We start from the raw sequence: 16434 nt of genomic DNA, 5'->3' as shown, positions 1-16434 counted from the left end.
AGAGAACATGACATTAGCAAGTGCAAGACATATTTTAGTGGATAGTGAAGCGCAATGTTTAGAACTCAAAAAGAGAATTGATGACGGAGAAGACTTCGCTGCACTGGCGAAAGAATTTTCTAACTGTCCTTCAGGTCAAGACGGTGGTGCACTTGGGGAGTTTGGTCCGGGCATGATGGTGCCAGAATTCGACAAAGTCGTTTTTTCAGCCCCTTTAAACGAAGTCCAAGGACCTGTACAAACGCAGTTTGGCTATCACCTGCTAGAAGTGACAAGTCGACAAGACTAAAATTGCTCTGGGCGAACTAGGCTCTCTGGTTTTGCCCACCCCTCATACCTTCCTTTCTTTGCCCTCTCAATAACAATACCTTTTGCAAATTATGCGTATACATTGGCATCGCGATTTGTCATGCTAGGATTTCCAGAAACCATTAAAAAGGGAATACACATGATTTTATATGGCTCCGATACTTCTCCATATGTAAGACGACTAAGAATGTATTGTTCACTACACGAGTTATCTTATGAGTATCGTATCATTAATATTTTCGACCCTAATGAGCGCAAGATATTGATTGAGCACAACCCGGCTAGAAAAATTCCTTTTCTTATTTGTGCAGAGCAAGTGATATGTGATTCCAATACTATTGCTCGATATCTTCAAGACAAATTTTCACTCCCACACTTGAACTGGGACCAAGAGAATTTATTGACAACCATCAATGCTTGTAATGATTCTCTTGTAGAAATGTTACTCGGGCAACGCTCTGATTTAGATACACAAGGGGATGTTTTATTTTTTAATTTGCAGCGTGAACGCATAACTGAAACATTAACCTATTTAGATAAGCAATGTACAACAGACGTTTTTTTGAACTGCGAGTATTTACAGATCAGTTTATACTGCCTGTTAGACTGGATCCAATTCAGAAATCTAGCTGACTTATCAACCCATCATGGATTGCAAGCTCATCTAGAGAAATGGAATAGTCATGCTATTGCACAACAAACGGATCCGCGCAGCTAAATTTTTACTGGTAAAATAATATGAATGATCTTGAGTTAGAATCAGAAGTAGTCAACTTTGTAACAGTGGTTAAACAAAGTGAGCAAGTATGGGCCCTTGGAGCAGAAGACGGCGGCTTCGTGATTGTTGAATCAAATCAATTTGAAGAATCTGACGTACTTCTATTATGGGCTGATGAATCAGCGGCTTTAGAGCAATGTAAAGATGAGTGGGAAGAGTTTAAACCAATCGCTATTGACTTGGACTCTTTACTTGATGAATGGGTAGAAGATTTAAGAGATGACAATGCTCTGATTGGTATAAATTGGAATAACGACAACGTTTGCGTTGAAATTGAGCCTGTTAGCCTAGCTCGCGCACTCGCTGACTAAGGCAATTAAAGTACCTTCTATCGCGCGTACATATGCCTGTGTATGTATGCCTTTTTGACTTGGTGCAGACAGTGGCTCTGCACCTGCAGCAACCGCCTTATCATAACTGCTTGATACATTCTCACAACCTAAGGTCAATTCAAAACCCAGTGCTGGCTGCTTTGGCTGAGAACGAATATAAGTCTGTTTAAACTGAGACTGAGCCACAGGGTGGGTCGCAAACGCAAGCAACACAGTCCCCGTTTCCAGCTCTCCATAATCACCATTTTCTGTCACTGAATGCGCGCTGAGCCCAAATGCTTGAAAGTAAAAATCTAAGACTTCTTCTACGTCATCTACATAAATGACTGTTTTAAGAAAATGCATCACAACAATAAGTTAAGCAAATAAATACTAATAAAGCATAATTAATGAGCAGCGTAAAGTAATTAGCCCAAGCCCACTTAAGCTCGAACAAAAATAATCGAATGGATACGGCAAGAAAAGGCAATAAAAAATGGCGCACAATGCGCCATTTTTTTATGAAGGTTTATTTCTTTGTTCTTTCGTAAACGCTCTTAATTTACGCTTTTGCGACAGCGTCATTTTATTTGAGCGACCTGAGTAAGGGTTATCACCTTCTCTAAACTCAATCTTTATCGGCGTCCCCATAATATTAAGTGCTTTACGATAGTAATTCATCAAGTAGCGCTTATAGCTATCTGGCAAGTCATGTACTTGGTTACCATGGATAACGATTCTTGGTGGATTATAACCACCGGCGTGAGCATATTTAAGCTTCACTCGACGACCACGAACCAATGGCGGTTGGTGGTCGGCTTGAGCCATATCCATTATACGACGTAACATAGCAGTACTTACACGCTTTGTTGCAGACTCATATGCTTCGTCTACTGATTCAAACAGATGCCCAACACCAGTACCATGCAATGCCGAAATAAAATGCAGGCGCGCAAAGTCAATAAAGCCAAGTCTTCTGTCTAATTCTGACTTGATACGCTCTTTGACATAGTTGTCTAGCCCATCCCACTTATTGACGGCAATCACCAAAGAGCGACCAGAGTTTAGAGCAAAACCTAGTAGGCTTAAATCTTGATCTGAGATACCCTCTCGAGCATCAACAACCAGCAAAATGACATTCGCATCTTCGATTGCTTTAAGCGTTTTTATAACCGAGAACTTTTCGACGACATCGCTTACTTTTTTGCGTTTACGTACACCGGCTGTATCGATAAGTACATACTCACGATCATTACGCGTCATTGGGATGTAAATTGAATCTCGAGTAGTGCCAGGCATATCGTAAACGATTACCCTTTCTTCACCTAAGATGCGGTTTGTAAGCGTTGACTTACCTACATTTGGACGACCAATAATCGCCAATTTAATTGGTTTGTCTTCAAAGCCTGACTTGCCCTCTTCAGGTGCTTCTTCGCCTTCAAGGTACAGTTCGGCAATGCTATCATCACTCTGCTCGATATCATCTTCTTGCTGCGCTAATTCCGCCACAATCGGACCAAGTGTTGCTTCAAGAAGCTGAGTCACACCACGACCATGAGCAGCAGCTATTTGATGAATATCACCTAATGCCAGCTGGTAAAATTCAGCACAGCTTGAGTCGGCGTCTATACCGTCTGTTTTATTGGCAACAATAAAGCTTTTCTTTTCCTGTCTTCTTAAATGCTGGGCAATCGCCTGATCTGCAGCAGTCATGCCGGCACGAGCATCCACCAAAAACAGAACAATATCGGCTTCTTCAATTGCCAGAAGTGATTGCTCTGCCATTTCAGTTTCAATACCCTCTTCACTGCCATCAATACCACCGGTATCAACAACGATGAATTCATAGCCGTCGTAATCTGCCTGACCGTACTTGCGATCGCGAGTCAGACCAGGAAAGTCGGCTACAAGTGCGTCACGAGTACGCGTTAATCGATTAAATAATGTGGACTTACCCACATTTGGCCGCCCTACCAGAGCGATCACAGGAAGCATAGACTACCTCTTTTTTAAACAACAAAAGGCTTCGCAGTGCGAAGCCTTACAAAATCTTTTACTTAGTAACTACTAAGGAACTTTTATCGCACTTATCTCACCATCGCGGGTATAGACAAATAGCTTGCCATCCGCCACGATTGGTTCAACGAAAAAGCCTGAATCATCAAACTCTTGTCGAGAAACTAAAGCACCAGTTTTCTTGTCAAGCCAGTGTAGATTACCTTCCTGATCACCAACAACGACATAATCACCAGCCACCGCTGGGGCTGTTAGATACCAACCTCGTAATCCAGATTGACTCCAACGCTCAGTGCCCGAGTCTTTATCTAGAGCATAGAGCACACCTTCGCTATCTACCAAGTAAATGGTATTTAATTCAATAGTTAAATCACGATAGCTGCTATATTCACGGTCCCAAACGGTGTTACCTGAACGCACATCAAGCGCAGCAAGCTTACCATTATACGCTATCGTATAAACATACGCACCGGATACAACAGGTTTTGTGTCAACATCGACTAAGCGTTCAAACTCTGAAGAGCCCTCTGCTAGTGCAATATCGGTGCTCCAAGCAGAGAAACCACTATCCGCAATAAGTACCGTAAGTTTGCCACTTTCTTCACCTACAAGTACTCCACCATTTGCAGATGTAGGTGAACTAAGGCCTCGCAGCGTAAGCGCAGGCACTTCTTGTTCGTAGCTCCAGCGCTGTTCGCCTGTGTCAGGGTGCAACGCCAATAATTTACCAGAACCTAAGTTGACAAATATCAGACCATCGCCAGCACTTGGGGTTGACAAGGCTTCGCCTGGCACTGACTTTCGCCATACCGTCTCACCGGTTTCACGGTCAAGTGCAATCACTTCTCCATGTTCAGAACCGATATAGAGTTTACCGTAAGCTTGTAAAATACCACCAGATAGCTTTGCTGAGTCATCATCAGCCCAAGGCCATAAAGATGTTTCTTCACGCGTGTCCACTTCCCACAACTGTTTGCCACTGCTCGTATCGAAAGCTGCAACTCGGCCTTTTCGTTCGGCAACAAAAATGCGCTCATTGTGTGTAGTCGGTGTTAAGCGAGAAAAGTAGTGTTCAACGCCATCTCCCAGTGACTCTTGCCAAATCGTTTGAGGTTCAAACTGATTTACAATTTCCGGTAATACTAGTTCTTCTTCATCATCACTCGAAGAACAACCCAAAAGTGACGCCATACAAAGCGCCAGTGAGGCCATCGTCAACTTCTTCATGGCGACTCCTTAGTTTGACGCTTTAGCTAAATCATCCAACTTAATCTGCAACAACGCATTGTTATCTGCACCGTCTGCATCAATCGCTTTTTGATACTGCTCACGCGCCTTTTCTTGGTCGCCTGTAGACAGGTATATGTCACCCTTCACTTCAGCAACTTGAGCAGCAAAGCTAGCAGGAATAGATTTACCTAAGGTCGCCAGTGCTTCGTCATGCTTTGATTGAGCAAGTTGTACTCTTGCTAAACGAAGTAGTGCCGTAGCTTTTAATTCAGGGCTTTTAACATTGTCAGCAATGAAAGTTAACTTGCTCGCTGCTTGCTCAAGCTCACCTGCATCAACCGCTTCTTTTGCAGCTACAAATGCAGCTAATACAGCGTAATTAGAGTCTGCATTTTCAGTTAGAAAAGCATCACTTTTTGACAATACTTCACCGCTTTCAATTAACTGATTGTAAGCTTCTGAACTTGCTTCCGCAGATGTAATTTGATTTTGGTTGTAGGCTTTCCAACCATACAGACCACCTAGACCTAGTACCGCACCTGCGATAAGAGATGTACCGTTTTCTTTAAAAAAGCGTTTTATTGCTTCTGCTTGTTGTTCTTCTGTTGAATAAATTTCCATTCTAACCTCTTAACCAGCCAATTCGGCCAACAGTGCCTGTGCCTCAGCCATTGGCAGAGTTATTTGTTCTTTTTGTTCGCGTAAGTACTTAATCGTTACCGTGCCGTTTGCGATTTCATCTTCACCGAAAATCAACGCAACGACTGCACCACTGTTATCTGCACGCTTCAATTGTTTTTTGAAATTACCACCACCGGCATGTACCTGCACTCGTAATCCCTTGATATCATCGCGTAGCTGATCTGCAAGTGCTGGCGCTTTAATGCTTGCAGCATCACCCATTGCAGCAACATAAACATCAACGTTGCGACGGATCTCACCAACACTGTTCAGCTCTTCAAGTAGCAGAATCAGTCTTTCCATGCCCATTGCAAAGCCAACAGCTGGTGTGCCTTTGCCACCTAGTTGCTCCACAAGACCATCGTAGCGGCCACCGGCACAAACCGTGCCTTGGGCACCTAAACTGTCTGTTACCCACTCAAATACTGTTCGGTTGTAGTAGTCTAAGCCACGAACAAGATTTTCATTTACCTGGTATTCGACGCCAGCGGCGTCTAAACGTTCACATAAATTTGCAAAATGTTGCTGTGACTCTTCATCAAGGTGATCAGAAAGCTTCGGAGCACCTACAACAACCGCTTGTACCTCAGGGTTTTTGCTATCTAGAACGCGCAAAGGATTAGAATACATACGACGTTTTGCATCTTCATCTAATTTATCCTGATGCTGCTCAAGGTAGGCAATCAAAATATCTTTATATGCCGCTCGTGATTCATTAGAACCAAGCGAGTTCAATTCTAAACGAACATGGTTACTGATACCGAAAGCTTTCCATAAACGAGCTGTCATGATGATTAGTTCAGCATCAATATCCGCAGTTGCAATACCAAACGTTTCAACACCGAACTGATAGAATTGACGGTAGCGACCTTTTTGCGGACGTTCACGACGGAACATAGGTCCCATATACCATAGGCGTTGTTCTTGGTTATAGAGCAGACCTTCTTGAATCCCAGCTCTTACACACACTGCGGTACCTTCAGGGCGCAAAGTTAAGCTATCGCCATTGCGGTCTTCAAAAGTGTACATTTCCTTTTCAACGATATCAGTTACTTCACCGATAGAGCGCTTAAACAGATCTGTTGACTCTACAATAGGGAAGCGTATTTCTTGATAACCAAATGCTGCTAGTGTATCTCTGAGAGTCGTTTCTATTTTTTGCCAGATCTGAGTTGAACCCGGTAGGCAATCTTTCATGCCACGAATTGCCTTAATTTGATTTGCCACTGAAATTCCTAAATATTAACTATTCTTTTCTCTAAATTACGAATGCAGGATACAACAAAATCCTGAATGCAGTGCGATAAAATGCGCCCATTATACCCTGCTCGCTTAAAACGTAAACGAAATAAATTCAACCACCGAATTGGGTTATTCTTCGATGATTTTTACGTCTATAGTTGGTTGCGCTTCTTTTTTCGCAACATACTCTCTAACTTGCTCTTCTAGCTGCTCAACAATATTGTCATTGTCGATACGTGTTTTTTGACGCTCACCATTGATGTATAGCCCTGAACGACGATTAGCCCCCGCCAAACCTAAGTCACTCACAAGCGCTTCGCCTGGGCCATTTACAACACACCCAATTACTGAAACCGTGATAGGTGAGATAATATCCTCTAACCTTTCTTCTAGCTGGTTCATGGTGTTAACAACATCAAACTCTTGACGAGAACAACTCGGGCACGCAATAAAGTTAATGCCTCGAGAACGTATACGTAGTGATTTTAATATATCAAAGCCAACTTTAATTTCTTGCACTGGATCAGCTGCTAAAGAGACACGTAGCGTATCCCCAATACCTTCAGCAAGCAACATACCTAGACCCACCGCGGACTTCACTGAACCGGCTCTAAACCCACCGGCTTCTGTTATGCCCAAATGCAAAGGTTGGTCGATTTCTTTTGCTAAAAGGCGATAAGCTCCCACCGCCAAAAATACATCTGACGCTTTCACTGACACTTTAAACTGGTCAAAGTTTAGACGCTGAAGAATCTCGACATGACGCATAGCCGATTCCAATAAAGCTTCAGGCGTAGGTTCACCGTACTTTTCTTGCAAGTCGCGCTCCAAAGAGCCGCCATTAACACCAATTCGAATTGGAATATTACGCTCTTGAGCTGCGTCTACAACCGCGCGAATACGGTCTTCACTTCCTATATTACCAGGGTTAATCCTCAAACAGTCCACCCCATATTGGGCAACTTTTAGTGCTATTCGATAGTCAAAATGAATATCTGCAACCAGTGGAATGTCCACTTGTTCTTTTATACTTTTAAATGCTTCTGCCGCATCCATTGTTGGAACTGAAACGCGCACAATGTCTGCACCAGCATCTTGAATAGCACGAATTTGTCCAACCGTGGCATCTACATCAAGTGTGTCTGTATTTGTCATGGACTGAACGGCAATTGGCGCACCATCGCCTATCGGCACATTACCAACGTTGATCCGGGTGGACTTTCTTCGCTTTATCGGTGATTCTGAAAACATGACGACTACTCTGCTAACGGTAAATTAAACTTTGCTAAACGATTGCGAGGCAACCCTGAAATATCAACTGGTTGACCATCCAGTTGAATACTGACTACTTGATGTTTTCCTAACACAACGGAAAACGGGGCAATGCCGCTTACGGTCATAGTGTAGCCTGCCTTTTTGACACCAAATGCTACTCTCTCTTGTGTCGCATCAAAAATTTCAACCCAACTGTCTTCTTCAAAATGCATCACGACTTGACTAGGAGGTGTCAATTCAGAGTCATTCGACGTCGATGTTGAAGTGTTTGATGGCGCCTCAACCGTTTCTAATTGTGGTTGCTCAACTGGCGCTGATGCTAATTCATTCGTTGCAGCTACCTTATTTTGTTGCTCTTGCACTGCGCTCGGCTCTACAGGCATATTTGTATCAAGGCTTTGCTCCGGTGATACAGTTTCCGTACTTGCCTCTGTTTCAACTGATTGGGCATTATCAATAGATTGCTCAGTAAGCGACGGACTCTGAGGTGCTGAAGAGCTTGTACTTTCAGGGATAAAGCTGGCCTCTTCGACGTTATCTGACGTGCTGGCTGTTTGCCACCACCAAAACGCCGACAACCCCAGAAACACAATCGCAACTATATAGCTCACAATCATTAGCCTACTGTCGTGCGCTTCTTTCTCTGTGCGCCTCGAAAAACTTTTCATATTGCGCTTTTGCTCTGGCACATTGGGACTTTGATACAAGCTTAGAACTTGCTCGTTATCCAAACCAAGCAGCGCACTATAACTCTTAATATAACCTCTAACAAAAGTCTCTGGGCCTAAGCTGTGATAGTCATCTTGTTCCAGTTTTGTAAGCTGAGTATGATTAAGCTTTAGGCGGCCAGCAACGTCTTCAAGGCTCAAGTTTTGTTCGGCCCTTGCGTTTGCTAAAGTTTGACCGAGAGATATAGTCTCGGCCGTGGTTTCAATCTCTTCTTGGTTCATAAAATATAGTTGTTTGGATCTACGATTAAAATACGTCGCCCAGGTTCAAGGGCAACATCTGGTGTTAATCTGTTCCAACGCATTAAATCATCAATCAATAACTTGTGCTTAATGGCGATATCAAACAATGACTCCCCCTTTACGATTGAATGCGTTGTATTTGGATCATTTAAATAAATTACTTGTCCGATTGTCAGCCGGTCTGATTTTCTCAGTGCATTCCATTTTAACAACTTTTCCAGCTTAATATTATATTTTACTGACAAACTAAATAGGTTTTCGCCCATTTCAATTCGATGAGAAGGTACCTTAGGAATAAGTACCTCTTCATTAAGCATCCTGCCTTCACCACTGACTGATTCTAGCGGTGTAGCTTGTGTCTGCGGCGTAAATACAATGTCACTTGGATCCGTGCGATGGAATACCACCTGTTCGGCATTTTGCTTTGGAGCTTCTGACACAAAACGCACTTGCTGTTGCGATTGCGTTAATTTAACTTCAGTATCTTCGCGAGAAGGTGGTGCAAACTGCACTCTACGAGGTGCTGGTGAATCTGTTATGAATACGTCTGAATTTACCACTGCTTGCTGAACTGGCTCTTCACCCTTGATCTGCGTATTAGCACTTACTTGAGTAGGTTGAGGTTCGTTAACCGCCGAAATTAACGAGTGTGAAGCGCCTCGTTCATCGCTAAAAGGCTGCGGCATTGACTGATCAACTTTGTCTGCCAAGCGTTTTGGTGTTTTGCGCTTAATTTTGATCTGTGGATTCGCAACGACCTTAGTACCATCTACATTGGTTATCTTATCTAACTGAGATGTTCTATATTGCTCTTTGAGTTGTTCAAATTCACTTAAATGCACAGTTTTGTTCAGGACTAACTGTGCTTCTAACGATTGGGGATAAGTCTGTAACAATAAAGTCTCTAACTCTTGCGCATACTGTAGTCGCCCCATTCGCGACACCAGTAAGTGCTCTAATAACATACCTCTGGCTGACACAAACCCTTTGTTAGCATACAACTTCAAAACATCTTCAGCTTTATGAAGCTCGCTTTTAGCGTAAAAGATGCTAGCCGTTAAAATTAGTACGGATTGCCTTTGGGAGTTGTGATCAAGAGCCCGCTTCAAATAGTCTAAAGCCAAGTCAAAGTTGTCTTGGCGCAAAGCACACAGTGCCAAGTTCTCGTAGCTTTGAGCCACTCGCAAATAGCTTGGAATATCTATTGCTTTGAAAAATTGCTCTGTTGCTTTATCAAATTCACCAATACGGCATAAAAATGTGCCGTAGTTGTTACGCGTATTTGGATCATTCGGACCAAACTTAAGGGCTTGAATATAAGCACTTTCGGCTTTTTCGTTCTCACCCACTTGCTCAAAATAGTAAGCAAGAGCGTAATGACTTTCAGGAAGTTTAGGTGCTAAGCTGAGGGCTCGATCCAAGTTATACTTGGCTTGAGTGTTGTTGCCGGCACCTAAGTACTGCAGAGCTAATGCAATGCGCGTTTTAGCCGCATCTTGATTATCAGTCTTCTTTTGTACTACGGGTTTGTTGCTATTTGCGTAGCGAGTTTCAGTCACACAGCCACTTAAACCAAGTAACATGACAGGAACACTCGCCCCAACGAGCCAACGCTTAATTGTCGCACGGGTTAGCTTAGTGAGTAAAACATCAGTAAAAGCAGGCATTAACCACCCTTTTGCCAAGACACGATGGCTCTATATTACCTGAAAGCCACCGTGTTTCACCTATTTTTTAGCCGACCTTCACTGCAATTGCATTATCTTGATTTTGCTGCTTTCTAACCACGCGTTTAGTTCTGTCTACAACGTCACCAACCAACTGGCCACATGCGGCATCAATGTCGTCGCCTCGAGTTCGGCGTACAATACAAGTCAGGCCTGCTGCTTGTAGCACTTTAGAAAAGCGGTCAATGCGGCTATTGCTCGAGCGACCGTATTCGTTGCCAGGGAACGGGTTAAACGGGATCAAATTGATTTTAGACGGTGTGCCTTTCAATACTTGCACCAACTCGTGTGCATGATCAGTACTGTCATTTACTCCTTGTAACATAACGTACTCAATTGTGACGTCTTTATTTGCTTTCGAGCCATCAATATAACGGCGACAAGCAGCTAAAAACTCTTCAATTGGATACTTTTTATTAATTGGTACAAGTTCATCGCGAAGTGGGTTATTGGGCGCGTGAAGTGAGATTGCCAAAGCAACATCTATTTTTTCTTTTAAGATATCAAGTGCAGGCACAACACCCGATGTACTTAGCGTCACACGGCGTTTAGATAAACCAAATGCCCAGTCGTCCATCATCAGTTCCATAGCAGGAACCACATTGTTGATATTTAGCAGGGGTTCACCCATGCCCATCATAACCACATTGGTGATTGGACGTTTTGTACTATCACCATCATGGAGGCCGATATCAGTGGCCACACGCCATACTTGACCTATGATTTCAGACACTTTCAGGTTTCGGTTGAAGCCCTGTTGCGCTGTAGAGCAGAAAGTACATTCTAACGCACAGCCAACTTGTGACGATACACATAGAGTTGCACGCTCTTTCTCAGGGATCCAAACAGTTTCAACTTCCTGTCCGCCTTCTAAGATCATCGCATACTTAATAGTGCCATCACTTGCTACCTGCTTTACTGAGATCTCAGGCGCTCTGATTTCACACTGGCTTTGAAGCTTCGCACGTAACTTTTTATTGATATTGCTCATATCATCAAAGTTATCTACGCCAAAATGGTATATCCACTTCATCACCTGATCGGCGCGGAATGGCTTTTCGCCAAATGAAGCAAATAACTCGCGCATCCCCTCGCGGTTTAAATCTAATAGGTTAATTTTTTTCTCAGTCGTGGCCATGAAACAACCTCAGTTCAGGTGACGGATTGAACAACATAAATAAAAGCGCGCAATTGTACAAAAATCAATCAAACATCGCAATAATGTAATCGCTTTTAGAAACACCCCAATTGCTTTTAAAAACGATCAAGCTAATAAAAGAGATTAAAAAAGGGCCCGAGAGCCCTTTTTTATCTGCTCAACTCAATATTAACGAGTACGTGGGCAGATCTCTTCATCGCTGAAGAAGTAAGCGATTTCGCGAGCAGCTGACTCAGGAGCATCTGAACCGTGTACCGCATTCTCGTCGATGCTGTCTGCGTAGTCTGCACGTAAAGTACCAGCTAGCGCTTCAGCAGGGTTAGTAGCACCCATGATTTCACGGTTTTTACGAACTGCATCTTCACCTTCAAGAACCTGAACCATTACTGGACCAGAAGTCATGAATTCAACTAGTGCACCAAAGAAAGGACGCTCTTTGTGCTCTGCGTAGAAACCTTCAGCTTTCTCTTGAGAAAGGTGAACCATTTTAGAAGCAACGATCTTAAGACCAGCAGACTCAAAACGGTTGTAGATTGCACCGATGTGGTTTTTAGCTACCGCATCCGGCTTAACGATTGAAAAAGTACGCTCTAAAGCCATCTTTTTAGCTCCATTAATAATTGTTGATATTTACGGGCGCGAATTATACGCGCTTTATGACTAAAAGCCTACACTTTGCACCCGCTTTATTTAGTTGGCGTGACGATAGCACCTTGCTAAACCTGATCTGAGTCAACATATCACGGCAAAATCTCACTTATACTGCGCCGCTTTTTAAGATCCCCAGCAGCTGGCTTGCACCCAGTTCAATGTATGAGGTTTAGTTATGTTTGTACCAGAACTACTTTCACCAGCCGGTAGTTTAAAGAATATGCGTTACGCTTTTGCGTATGGCGCCGACGCCGTTTATGCGGGTCAACCTAGATATAGTTTACGTGTCAGAAATAATGAGTTTGATTTAGCAAACTTAGAAATTGGCATTAATGAAGCCCACCAGCAAAATAAGAAGCTCTATGTGGTATCAAATATCGCACCGCATAATAGCAAAGTAAAAACTTATCTAAGAGACATTGAACCCGTCATTGCGATGCAACCTGATGCGCTCATTATGTCAGATCCAGGTTTAATCATGCTCGTTCGTGATAAATGGCCAGATATGCCTATTCATCTATCCGTGCAAGCAAACGCAGTAAACTATGCCTCGGTTCAATTTTGGGCTAACCAAGGGATTGAGCGTGTCATTCTGTCGCGAGAGCTGTCACTCGAAGAAATCGCAGAGATCCGTGCGCTTTGCCCAAATACTGAGCTAGAAGTATTTGTACACGGGGCATTGTGTATGGCGTACTCTGGACGCTGTCTGCTTTCTGGTTATATTAATAAACGCGACCCTAATCAGGGCACCTGTACAAATGCCTGTCGTTGGAGCTATGACGTTAAACCCGGTCAAGAGACAGAGCTTGGAGACGTTGTACATAAGGTAAACCCAAAAGACGTTATCCCAACTCTAGGAGAAGGCCAACCAACTGAGCAGGTATTTATGCTTGAAGAACAAGGTCGGCCGGGAGAGTTCATGCCAGCATTCGAAGACGAACATGGCACCTATATTATGAACTCAAAAGACTTGCGAGCAGTACAATATGTCGATCAGTTAACCAAAATGGGCGTACACAGCCTCAAAATAGAAGGCCGCACTAAATCTTTCTATTATGTCGCTAGAACCGCTCAAGTTTACCGTAAGGCCATTGATGATGCTGTGGCTGGAAAACCATTTGATCCAAACCTAATGCGCACTTTGGAAAACCTAGCTCACCGCGGATATACCGAAGGATTTTTGAAACGTCATGCACATCAAGATTATCAAAACTACGAATACGGGCACTCTGTGTCTGACAAACAGCAATTTGTGGGTGAAGTACTAGGAAGAACCAACAATGGTCTTGTTGAAATTGATGTAAAGAATAAGTTCTGCACTGGCCACAGTTTAGAGCTTATGACGCCTCAAGGAAACATCGCTTTTAACTTGGAACACATGGAAAATAAAAAAGGTGAGTCAATAAACGATGCCAAAGGCTCTGGCCACATAGTTAAAATCCCACTGCCAGAGGATATCAACCTTGAACACGCGATTTTGATGCGTAACTTGGGTGATCAGGAAGATACCCGTAACCCGTTTAAAAAGGCATAAGTATGGCGCTGCTCATCACCAGCAAGTGTATCAATTGCGATATGTGTGATCCTGAATGCCCGAATCAGGCCATTTATATGGGCAGTAAAGTATATGAAATCGATCCGGATAAATGCACGGAGTGTGTGGGACATTATGATCAGCCAACCTGTGTCAGTGTTTGTCCTATTGATTGCATAAAGCCAGACCCAAATCATCAGGAAAGCTTAGACACCTTAGCTGAAAAATATTTACGCCTTACAGGGCAGTAAAACACCTGCTGAACTAATTTCAGGCCTACGCTCTTAAATTGAGTCAGTAGGCCATAACCTGACTCTCTTCCCTCTATACTCTTGCATTTTTGTGTATTATTCGAACAATTTGTAGCTATTTTTGTACAAAACCCCGCCATTAGTGCATTAACTCTTATTTTACAAATTTATTACTTACCGATATACAGTACATGGCAGTACAAAAAACAATCAAGAGGATACAACATGAAACTACAATTGAGCACTGGGGCACTCTGTACCCTGTTATTCACATCAGCACACTGCGCAGCACAAGGCCAACACTTAGACATAGCGCCTTTTCATTTTGAGCAGGCCGATGTGAACGCACTTGCCATCAACCCACTTGTACAAGTGGATGAAACACAGTTTATTTTTACCAATGAATTACTCAACGAGGATTGGCAAGCTGTACTATACAGTACAGCTCCGCACTTAGTAGAACACCAAGAAGTACTCCTGCACTGGGCAGGGCATACCAGTATCAACCCCAAATTACTGCTTGCACTAATGGAGCAAGCGAGCCAAATACTTAGCAACCCAAATAAAGAAGCCCTAGAGCGCCCATTTGCAAATTGGTCAAAAAAAACGGGGTTCGCCGCTCAGCTCGAAGACATCGCATTAAAGTTGAGCCAACGTTTTTATGCGTTTGAGCTGTATACAACAAAACATAAAGCTGAGAAGAGTAACCCCTCAACAGCAGCACTTACTAGTCTACTTGGTAGCAACAGCGCATTAGCTCTATTGGCTAAGCAATATAAAACAACATTTTCAAGCGACTTATTTGCACCAGAGCAAGTACGATTTGAAGCCGCAAATGTTTCGCCACAGGTAAACTTTTCAATGAATTTACCTTGGCCCTCTGGCTATGCTTGGTACAGCGGCGGCGCACATTCCAATACGGGTTCTGGCTACCCTTATTCCTCATTAGACTTTAACAACGGCTCTGGTGGATGGGGCTCCAACACGCCCTGGGTGCAAGCTGCCCATGGAGGTACTGTGACACGCTACTCAGCTTGTAATATTCGGGTCACACATTCAAGTGGTTACGCCACTCAGTACTACCATATGGACAATTTACAATACGGTAGTGGAGACTATATTTCGGCGGGAGCATGGTTGGGTAGATATGCCAACAATCGCTCTATGGCGCTTTGCCAAGGAGGCCAGTCTACCGGTCCCCATGTTCATTTCTCTCTACTTTATAATGGTCGCTTTATATCCTTACATAACACCTACATTAGCGGGTATCGGATAGACGTTGGTAACTCCAACTACGATGACAACTGCTACCGTTTTTATTTTGAAAAGAATGGCTACAAAACTTGTGCTTGGTCACGACTGTACCGCTAGCCTGTCATTCTCAAAGTTTCAAGTAGTTATAGACTAACTACTTGAAACTTATTCACTCCCCTCTCCACGTCCCTACAATAGGCATAAAACCAAGACTTTTTAACCACCACTTGATACTGCAAAAAACAAAATGAAAATTAAAGCTAAACTTATTGTGAAAAATATGTATATTTAAAGTAATAGGAACAATAAGAGGTTGTTGTACGAATGAATGCGATACAAGCAAGTAACAAGGAAGTTAGTCTTTTTGTTTTGACACACAAAGAAACCGATACTCAAGACCTTGAGTTCATCCGGTTTGTTAAAATCTTAGAAGCCACCAGTAACCATATTAAAATTGATACCCGCCTCCCTGAAACCACATGCCGTGAAACGCACAACTTATATTTGGTCGACATCAGTCATCGAGAGTGCCAAGATTTATTGAGTGCAGAAGTACGTTTACTGGCATCCAACCACAACGTGCTATTGTTTAATGCACAGCCCCACCTTGTGAATGAGCAGACCGCTCTGCTTGCTAATATTAAAGGGGTTATTTATCAAACCACATCGGTTGAAAATATCTTTAAAGGGATACAACGTGTGCTAAACGGAGAGTTGTGGTTTTGTCGCACTTCCATTTCAAAAGCGTTTAATATGCTGATCAAGCAATTGCCACAAACAACACATTCTCTGCCCCAAGATGTTGAGGATACTGAGCTAGAGTTGCTCACAGCCAGAGAGAAGTCGGTCATTAAATTACTCGCCAATGGCGCAAAAAATGATGATATTGCTGACTCTTTGAATATCAGCAGCCATACAGTAAAAACGCATATTTATAGTGCGTTCAAAAAGACCAACTCAAGAAACCGTATTGAGTTGGCCAATTGGGCACAAAAACACATCCCACTAAATACCAGTACGGTTTCGATGGGACGTCATTAAATTG

At 43.1% G+C, this 16434-nt stretch carries 17 protein-coding genes; 7 read left to right on the top strand and 10 right to left on the bottom strand.

Annotation, left to right across the window (positions count from 1 at the left end; translation table 11 throughout):
• Window positions 1–7 precede the first annotated feature (7 nt).
• From N475_RS16265 to N475_RS16255, 3 genes are all read left to right on the top strand, one after another.
• On the top strand, window positions 8–289 hold the full coding sequence (locus tag N475_RS16265) for a peptidylprolyl isomerase (protein ID WP_063358812.1): 282 nt from the start codon (window positions 8–10) through the stop codon (window positions 287–289).
• A gap of 159 nt (window positions 290–448) precedes the next feature.
• The gene (locus N475_RS16260) at window positions 449–1027 is read left to right on the top strand and encodes a glutathione S-transferase family protein (protein WP_063358811.1); all 579 of its coding nucleotides are present in this window, start codon (window positions 449–451) and stop codon (window positions 1025–1027) included.
• A gap of 20 nt (window positions 1028–1047) precedes the next feature.
• The gene (locus N475_RS16255; RefSeq protein ID WP_063358810.1) at window positions 1048–1398 is read left to right on the top strand and encodes a DUF2750 domain-containing protein; all 351 of its coding nucleotides are present in this window, start codon (window positions 1048–1050) and stop codon (window positions 1396–1398) included.
• On the opposite strand, the gene N475_RS16250 is transcribed toward N475_RS16255, so the two are convergent.
• The 10 genes from N475_RS16250 to ndk all read right to left on the bottom strand — a co-directional run bounded on the left by N475_RS16250 (window position 1375) and on the right by ndk (window position 12299).
• Window positions 1375–1764, bottom strand: coding sequence for a VOC family protein (locus N475_RS16250; protein WP_063358809.1), 390 nt, complete (start codon window positions 1762–1764; stop codon window positions 1375–1377). The genes N475_RS16255 and N475_RS16250 overlap by 24 nt on opposite strands.
• 153 nt (window positions 1765–1917) lie before the next feature.
• A complete protein-coding gene (gene der, locus N475_RS16245; protein ID WP_063358808.1) occupies window positions 1918–3393 on the bottom strand; it encodes a ribosome biogenesis GTPase Der in 1476 nt (491 codons plus the stop codon).
• Between the two features lie 72 nt (window positions 3394–3465).
• Window positions 3466–4641 carry an outer membrane protein assembly factor BamB gene (gene bamB / locus N475_RS16240; protein WP_063358807.1) on the bottom strand — a complete coding sequence of 392 codons (1176 nt, stop codon included), beginning with the start codon at window positions 4639–4641 and terminating at the stop codon, window positions 3466–3468.
• Between the two features lie 9 nt (window positions 4642–4650).
• Window positions 4651–5265, bottom strand: a complete 615-nt coding sequence (locus tag N475_RS16235) for a YfgM family protein (protein WP_063358806.1) — start codon at window positions 5263–5265, stop codon at window positions 4651–4653.
• A gap of 9 nt (window positions 5266–5274) precedes the next feature.
• Entirely contained in the window at window positions 5275–6552 is a 1278-nt protein-coding gene (hisS, locus tag N475_RS16230) for a histidine--tRNA ligase (protein WP_063358805.1), read from the bottom strand.
• A 144-nt stretch (window positions 6553–6696) separates the two neighbouring features.
• A complete protein-coding gene (gene ispG / locus N475_RS16225; protein WP_063358804.1) occupies window positions 6697–7818 on the bottom strand; it encodes a flavodoxin-dependent (E)-4-hydroxy-3-methylbut-2-enyl-diphosphate synthase in 1122 nt (373 codons plus the stop codon).
• 5 nt (window positions 7819–7823) lie between these two features.
• Window positions 7824–8792 carry a RodZ domain-containing protein gene (locus N475_RS16220; RefSeq protein WP_063358803.1) on the bottom strand — a complete coding sequence of 323 codons (969 nt, stop codon included), beginning with the start codon at window positions 8790–8792 and terminating at the stop codon, window positions 7824–7826.
• Window positions 8789–10480: a type IV pilus biogenesis/stability protein PilW gene (gene pilW / locus N475_RS16215; protein ID WP_063358802.1), complete on the bottom strand. Its 1692-nt coding sequence runs from the start codon at window positions 10478–10480 to the stop codon at window positions 8789–8791. Before pilW ends, N475_RS16220 begins: the two co-directional genes overlap by 4 nt.
• Window positions 10481–10547: 67 nt before the next feature.
• A complete protein-coding gene (gene rlmN / locus N475_RS16210) occupies window positions 10548–11678 on the bottom strand; it encodes a dual-specificity RNA methyltransferase RlmN (protein WP_063358801.1) in 1131 nt (376 codons plus the stop codon).
• 189 nt (window positions 11679–11867) lie between these two features.
• Window positions 11868–12299 carry a nucleoside-diphosphate kinase gene (gene ndk, locus N475_RS16205; protein ID WP_063358800.1) on the bottom strand — a complete coding sequence of 144 codons (432 nt, stop codon included), beginning with the start codon at window positions 12297–12299 and terminating at the stop codon, window positions 11868–11870.
• Between the two features lie 226 nt (window positions 12300–12525).
• On the opposite strand from ndk, the gene trhP reads away from it, so the two are divergent.
• The 4 genes from trhP (at window position 12526) to N475_RS16185 (ending at window position 16430) form a co-directional block, all read left to right on the top strand.
• Window positions 12526–13884 carry a prephenate-dependent tRNA uridine(34) hydroxylase TrhP gene (gene trhP / locus N475_RS16200; protein ID WP_063358799.1) on the top strand — a complete coding sequence of 453 codons (1359 nt, stop codon included), beginning with the start codon at window positions 12526–12528 and terminating at the stop codon, window positions 13882–13884.
• A 2-nt stretch (window positions 13885–13886) separates the two neighbouring features.
• Window positions 13887–14135, top strand: coding sequence for a YfhL family 4Fe-4S dicluster ferredoxin (locus N475_RS16195; protein WP_063358798.1), 249 nt, complete (start codon window positions 13887–13889; stop codon window positions 14133–14135).
• Between the two features lie 225 nt (window positions 14136–14360).
• Window positions 14361–15506, top strand: coding sequence for a M23 family metallopeptidase (locus N475_RS16190; protein WP_063358797.1), 1146 nt, complete (start codon window positions 14361–14363; stop codon window positions 15504–15506).
• A 207-nt stretch (window positions 15507–15713) separates the two neighbouring features.
• Complete coding sequence (locus tag N475_RS16185) at window positions 15714–16430, top strand: helix-turn-helix transcriptional regulator (protein WP_063358796.1); 717 nt, start codon at window positions 15714–15716, stop codon at window positions 16428–16430.
• The last annotated feature ends 4 nt before the right edge of the window (window positions 16431–16434 follow it).

This window comes from Pseudoalteromonas luteoviolacea DSM 6061, assembly GCF_001625655.1.
In the GTDB taxonomy this organism is placed as follows: Bacteria; Pseudomonadota; Gammaproteobacteria; order Enterobacterales; family Alteromonadaceae; genus Pseudoalteromonas; species Pseudoalteromonas luteoviolacea.
The sequence above is the reverse complement of the archived record's forward strand: the minus strand, read 5'-3'. Positions and strand labels throughout refer to the sequence as shown.

Excerpts from the sequence above, each read along its gene's own strand:
- N475_RS16265 (WP_063358812.1), top strand. The coding sequence starts at position 8 with ATGACATTAGCAAGTGCAAGACATATTTTAGTGGATAGTGAAGCGCAA.
- rlmN (WP_063358801.1), bottom strand. The coding sequence starts at position 11,678 with ATGGCCACGACTGAGAAAAAAATTAACCTATTAGATTTAAACCGCGAG.
- N475_RS16220 (WP_063358803.1), bottom strand. The coding sequence starts at position 8,792 with ATGAACCAAGAAGAGATTGAAACCACGGCCGAGACTATATCTCTCGGT.
- N475_RS16195 (WP_063358798.1), top strand. The coding sequence starts at position 13,887 with ATGGCGCTGCTCATCACCAGCAAGTGTATCAATTGCGATATGTGTGAT.
- N475_RS16185 (WP_063358796.1), top strand. The coding sequence starts at position 15,714 with ATGAATGCGATACAAGCAAGTAACAAGGAAGTTAGTCTTTTTGTTTTG.
- N475_RS16250 (WP_063358809.1), bottom strand. The coding sequence starts at position 1,764 with ATGCATTTTCTTAAAACAGTCATTTATGTAGATGACGTAGAAGAAGTC.
- der (WP_063358808.1), bottom strand. The coding sequence starts at position 3,393 with ATGCTTCCTGTGATCGCTCTGGTAGGGCGGCCAAATGTGGGTAAGTCC.
- ispG (WP_063358804.1), bottom strand. The coding sequence starts at position 7,818 with ATGTTTTCAGAATCACCGATAAAGCGAAGAAAGTCCACCCGGATCAAC.
- bamB (WP_063358807.1), bottom strand. The coding sequence starts at position 4,641 with ATGAAGAAGTTGACGATGGCCTCACTGGCGCTTTGTATGGCGTCACTT.
- N475_RS16190 (WP_063358797.1), top strand. The coding sequence starts at position 14,361 with ATGAAACTACAATTGAGCACTGGGGCACTCTGTACCCTGTTATTCACA.
- pilW (WP_063358802.1), bottom strand. The coding sequence starts at position 10,480 with ATGCCTGCTTTTACTGATGTTTTACTCACTAAGCTAACCCGTGCGACA.
- ndk (WP_063358800.1), bottom strand. The coding sequence starts at position 12,299 with ATGGCTTTAGAGCGTACTTTTTCAATCGTTAAGCCGGATGCGGTAGCT.
- trhP (WP_063358799.1), top strand. The coding sequence starts at position 12,526 with ATGTTTGTACCAGAACTACTTTCACCAGCCGGTAGTTTAAAGAATATG.
- N475_RS16255 (WP_063358810.1), top strand. The coding sequence starts at position 1,048 with ATGAATGATCTTGAGTTAGAATCAGAAGTAGTCAACTTTGTAACAGTG.
- N475_RS16235 (WP_063358806.1), bottom strand. The coding sequence starts at position 5,265 with ATGGAAATTTATTCAACAGAAGAACAACAAGCAGAAGCAATAAAACGC.
- N475_RS16260 (WP_063358811.1), top strand. The coding sequence starts at position 449 with ATGATTTTATATGGCTCCGATACTTCTCCATATGTAAGACGACTAAGA.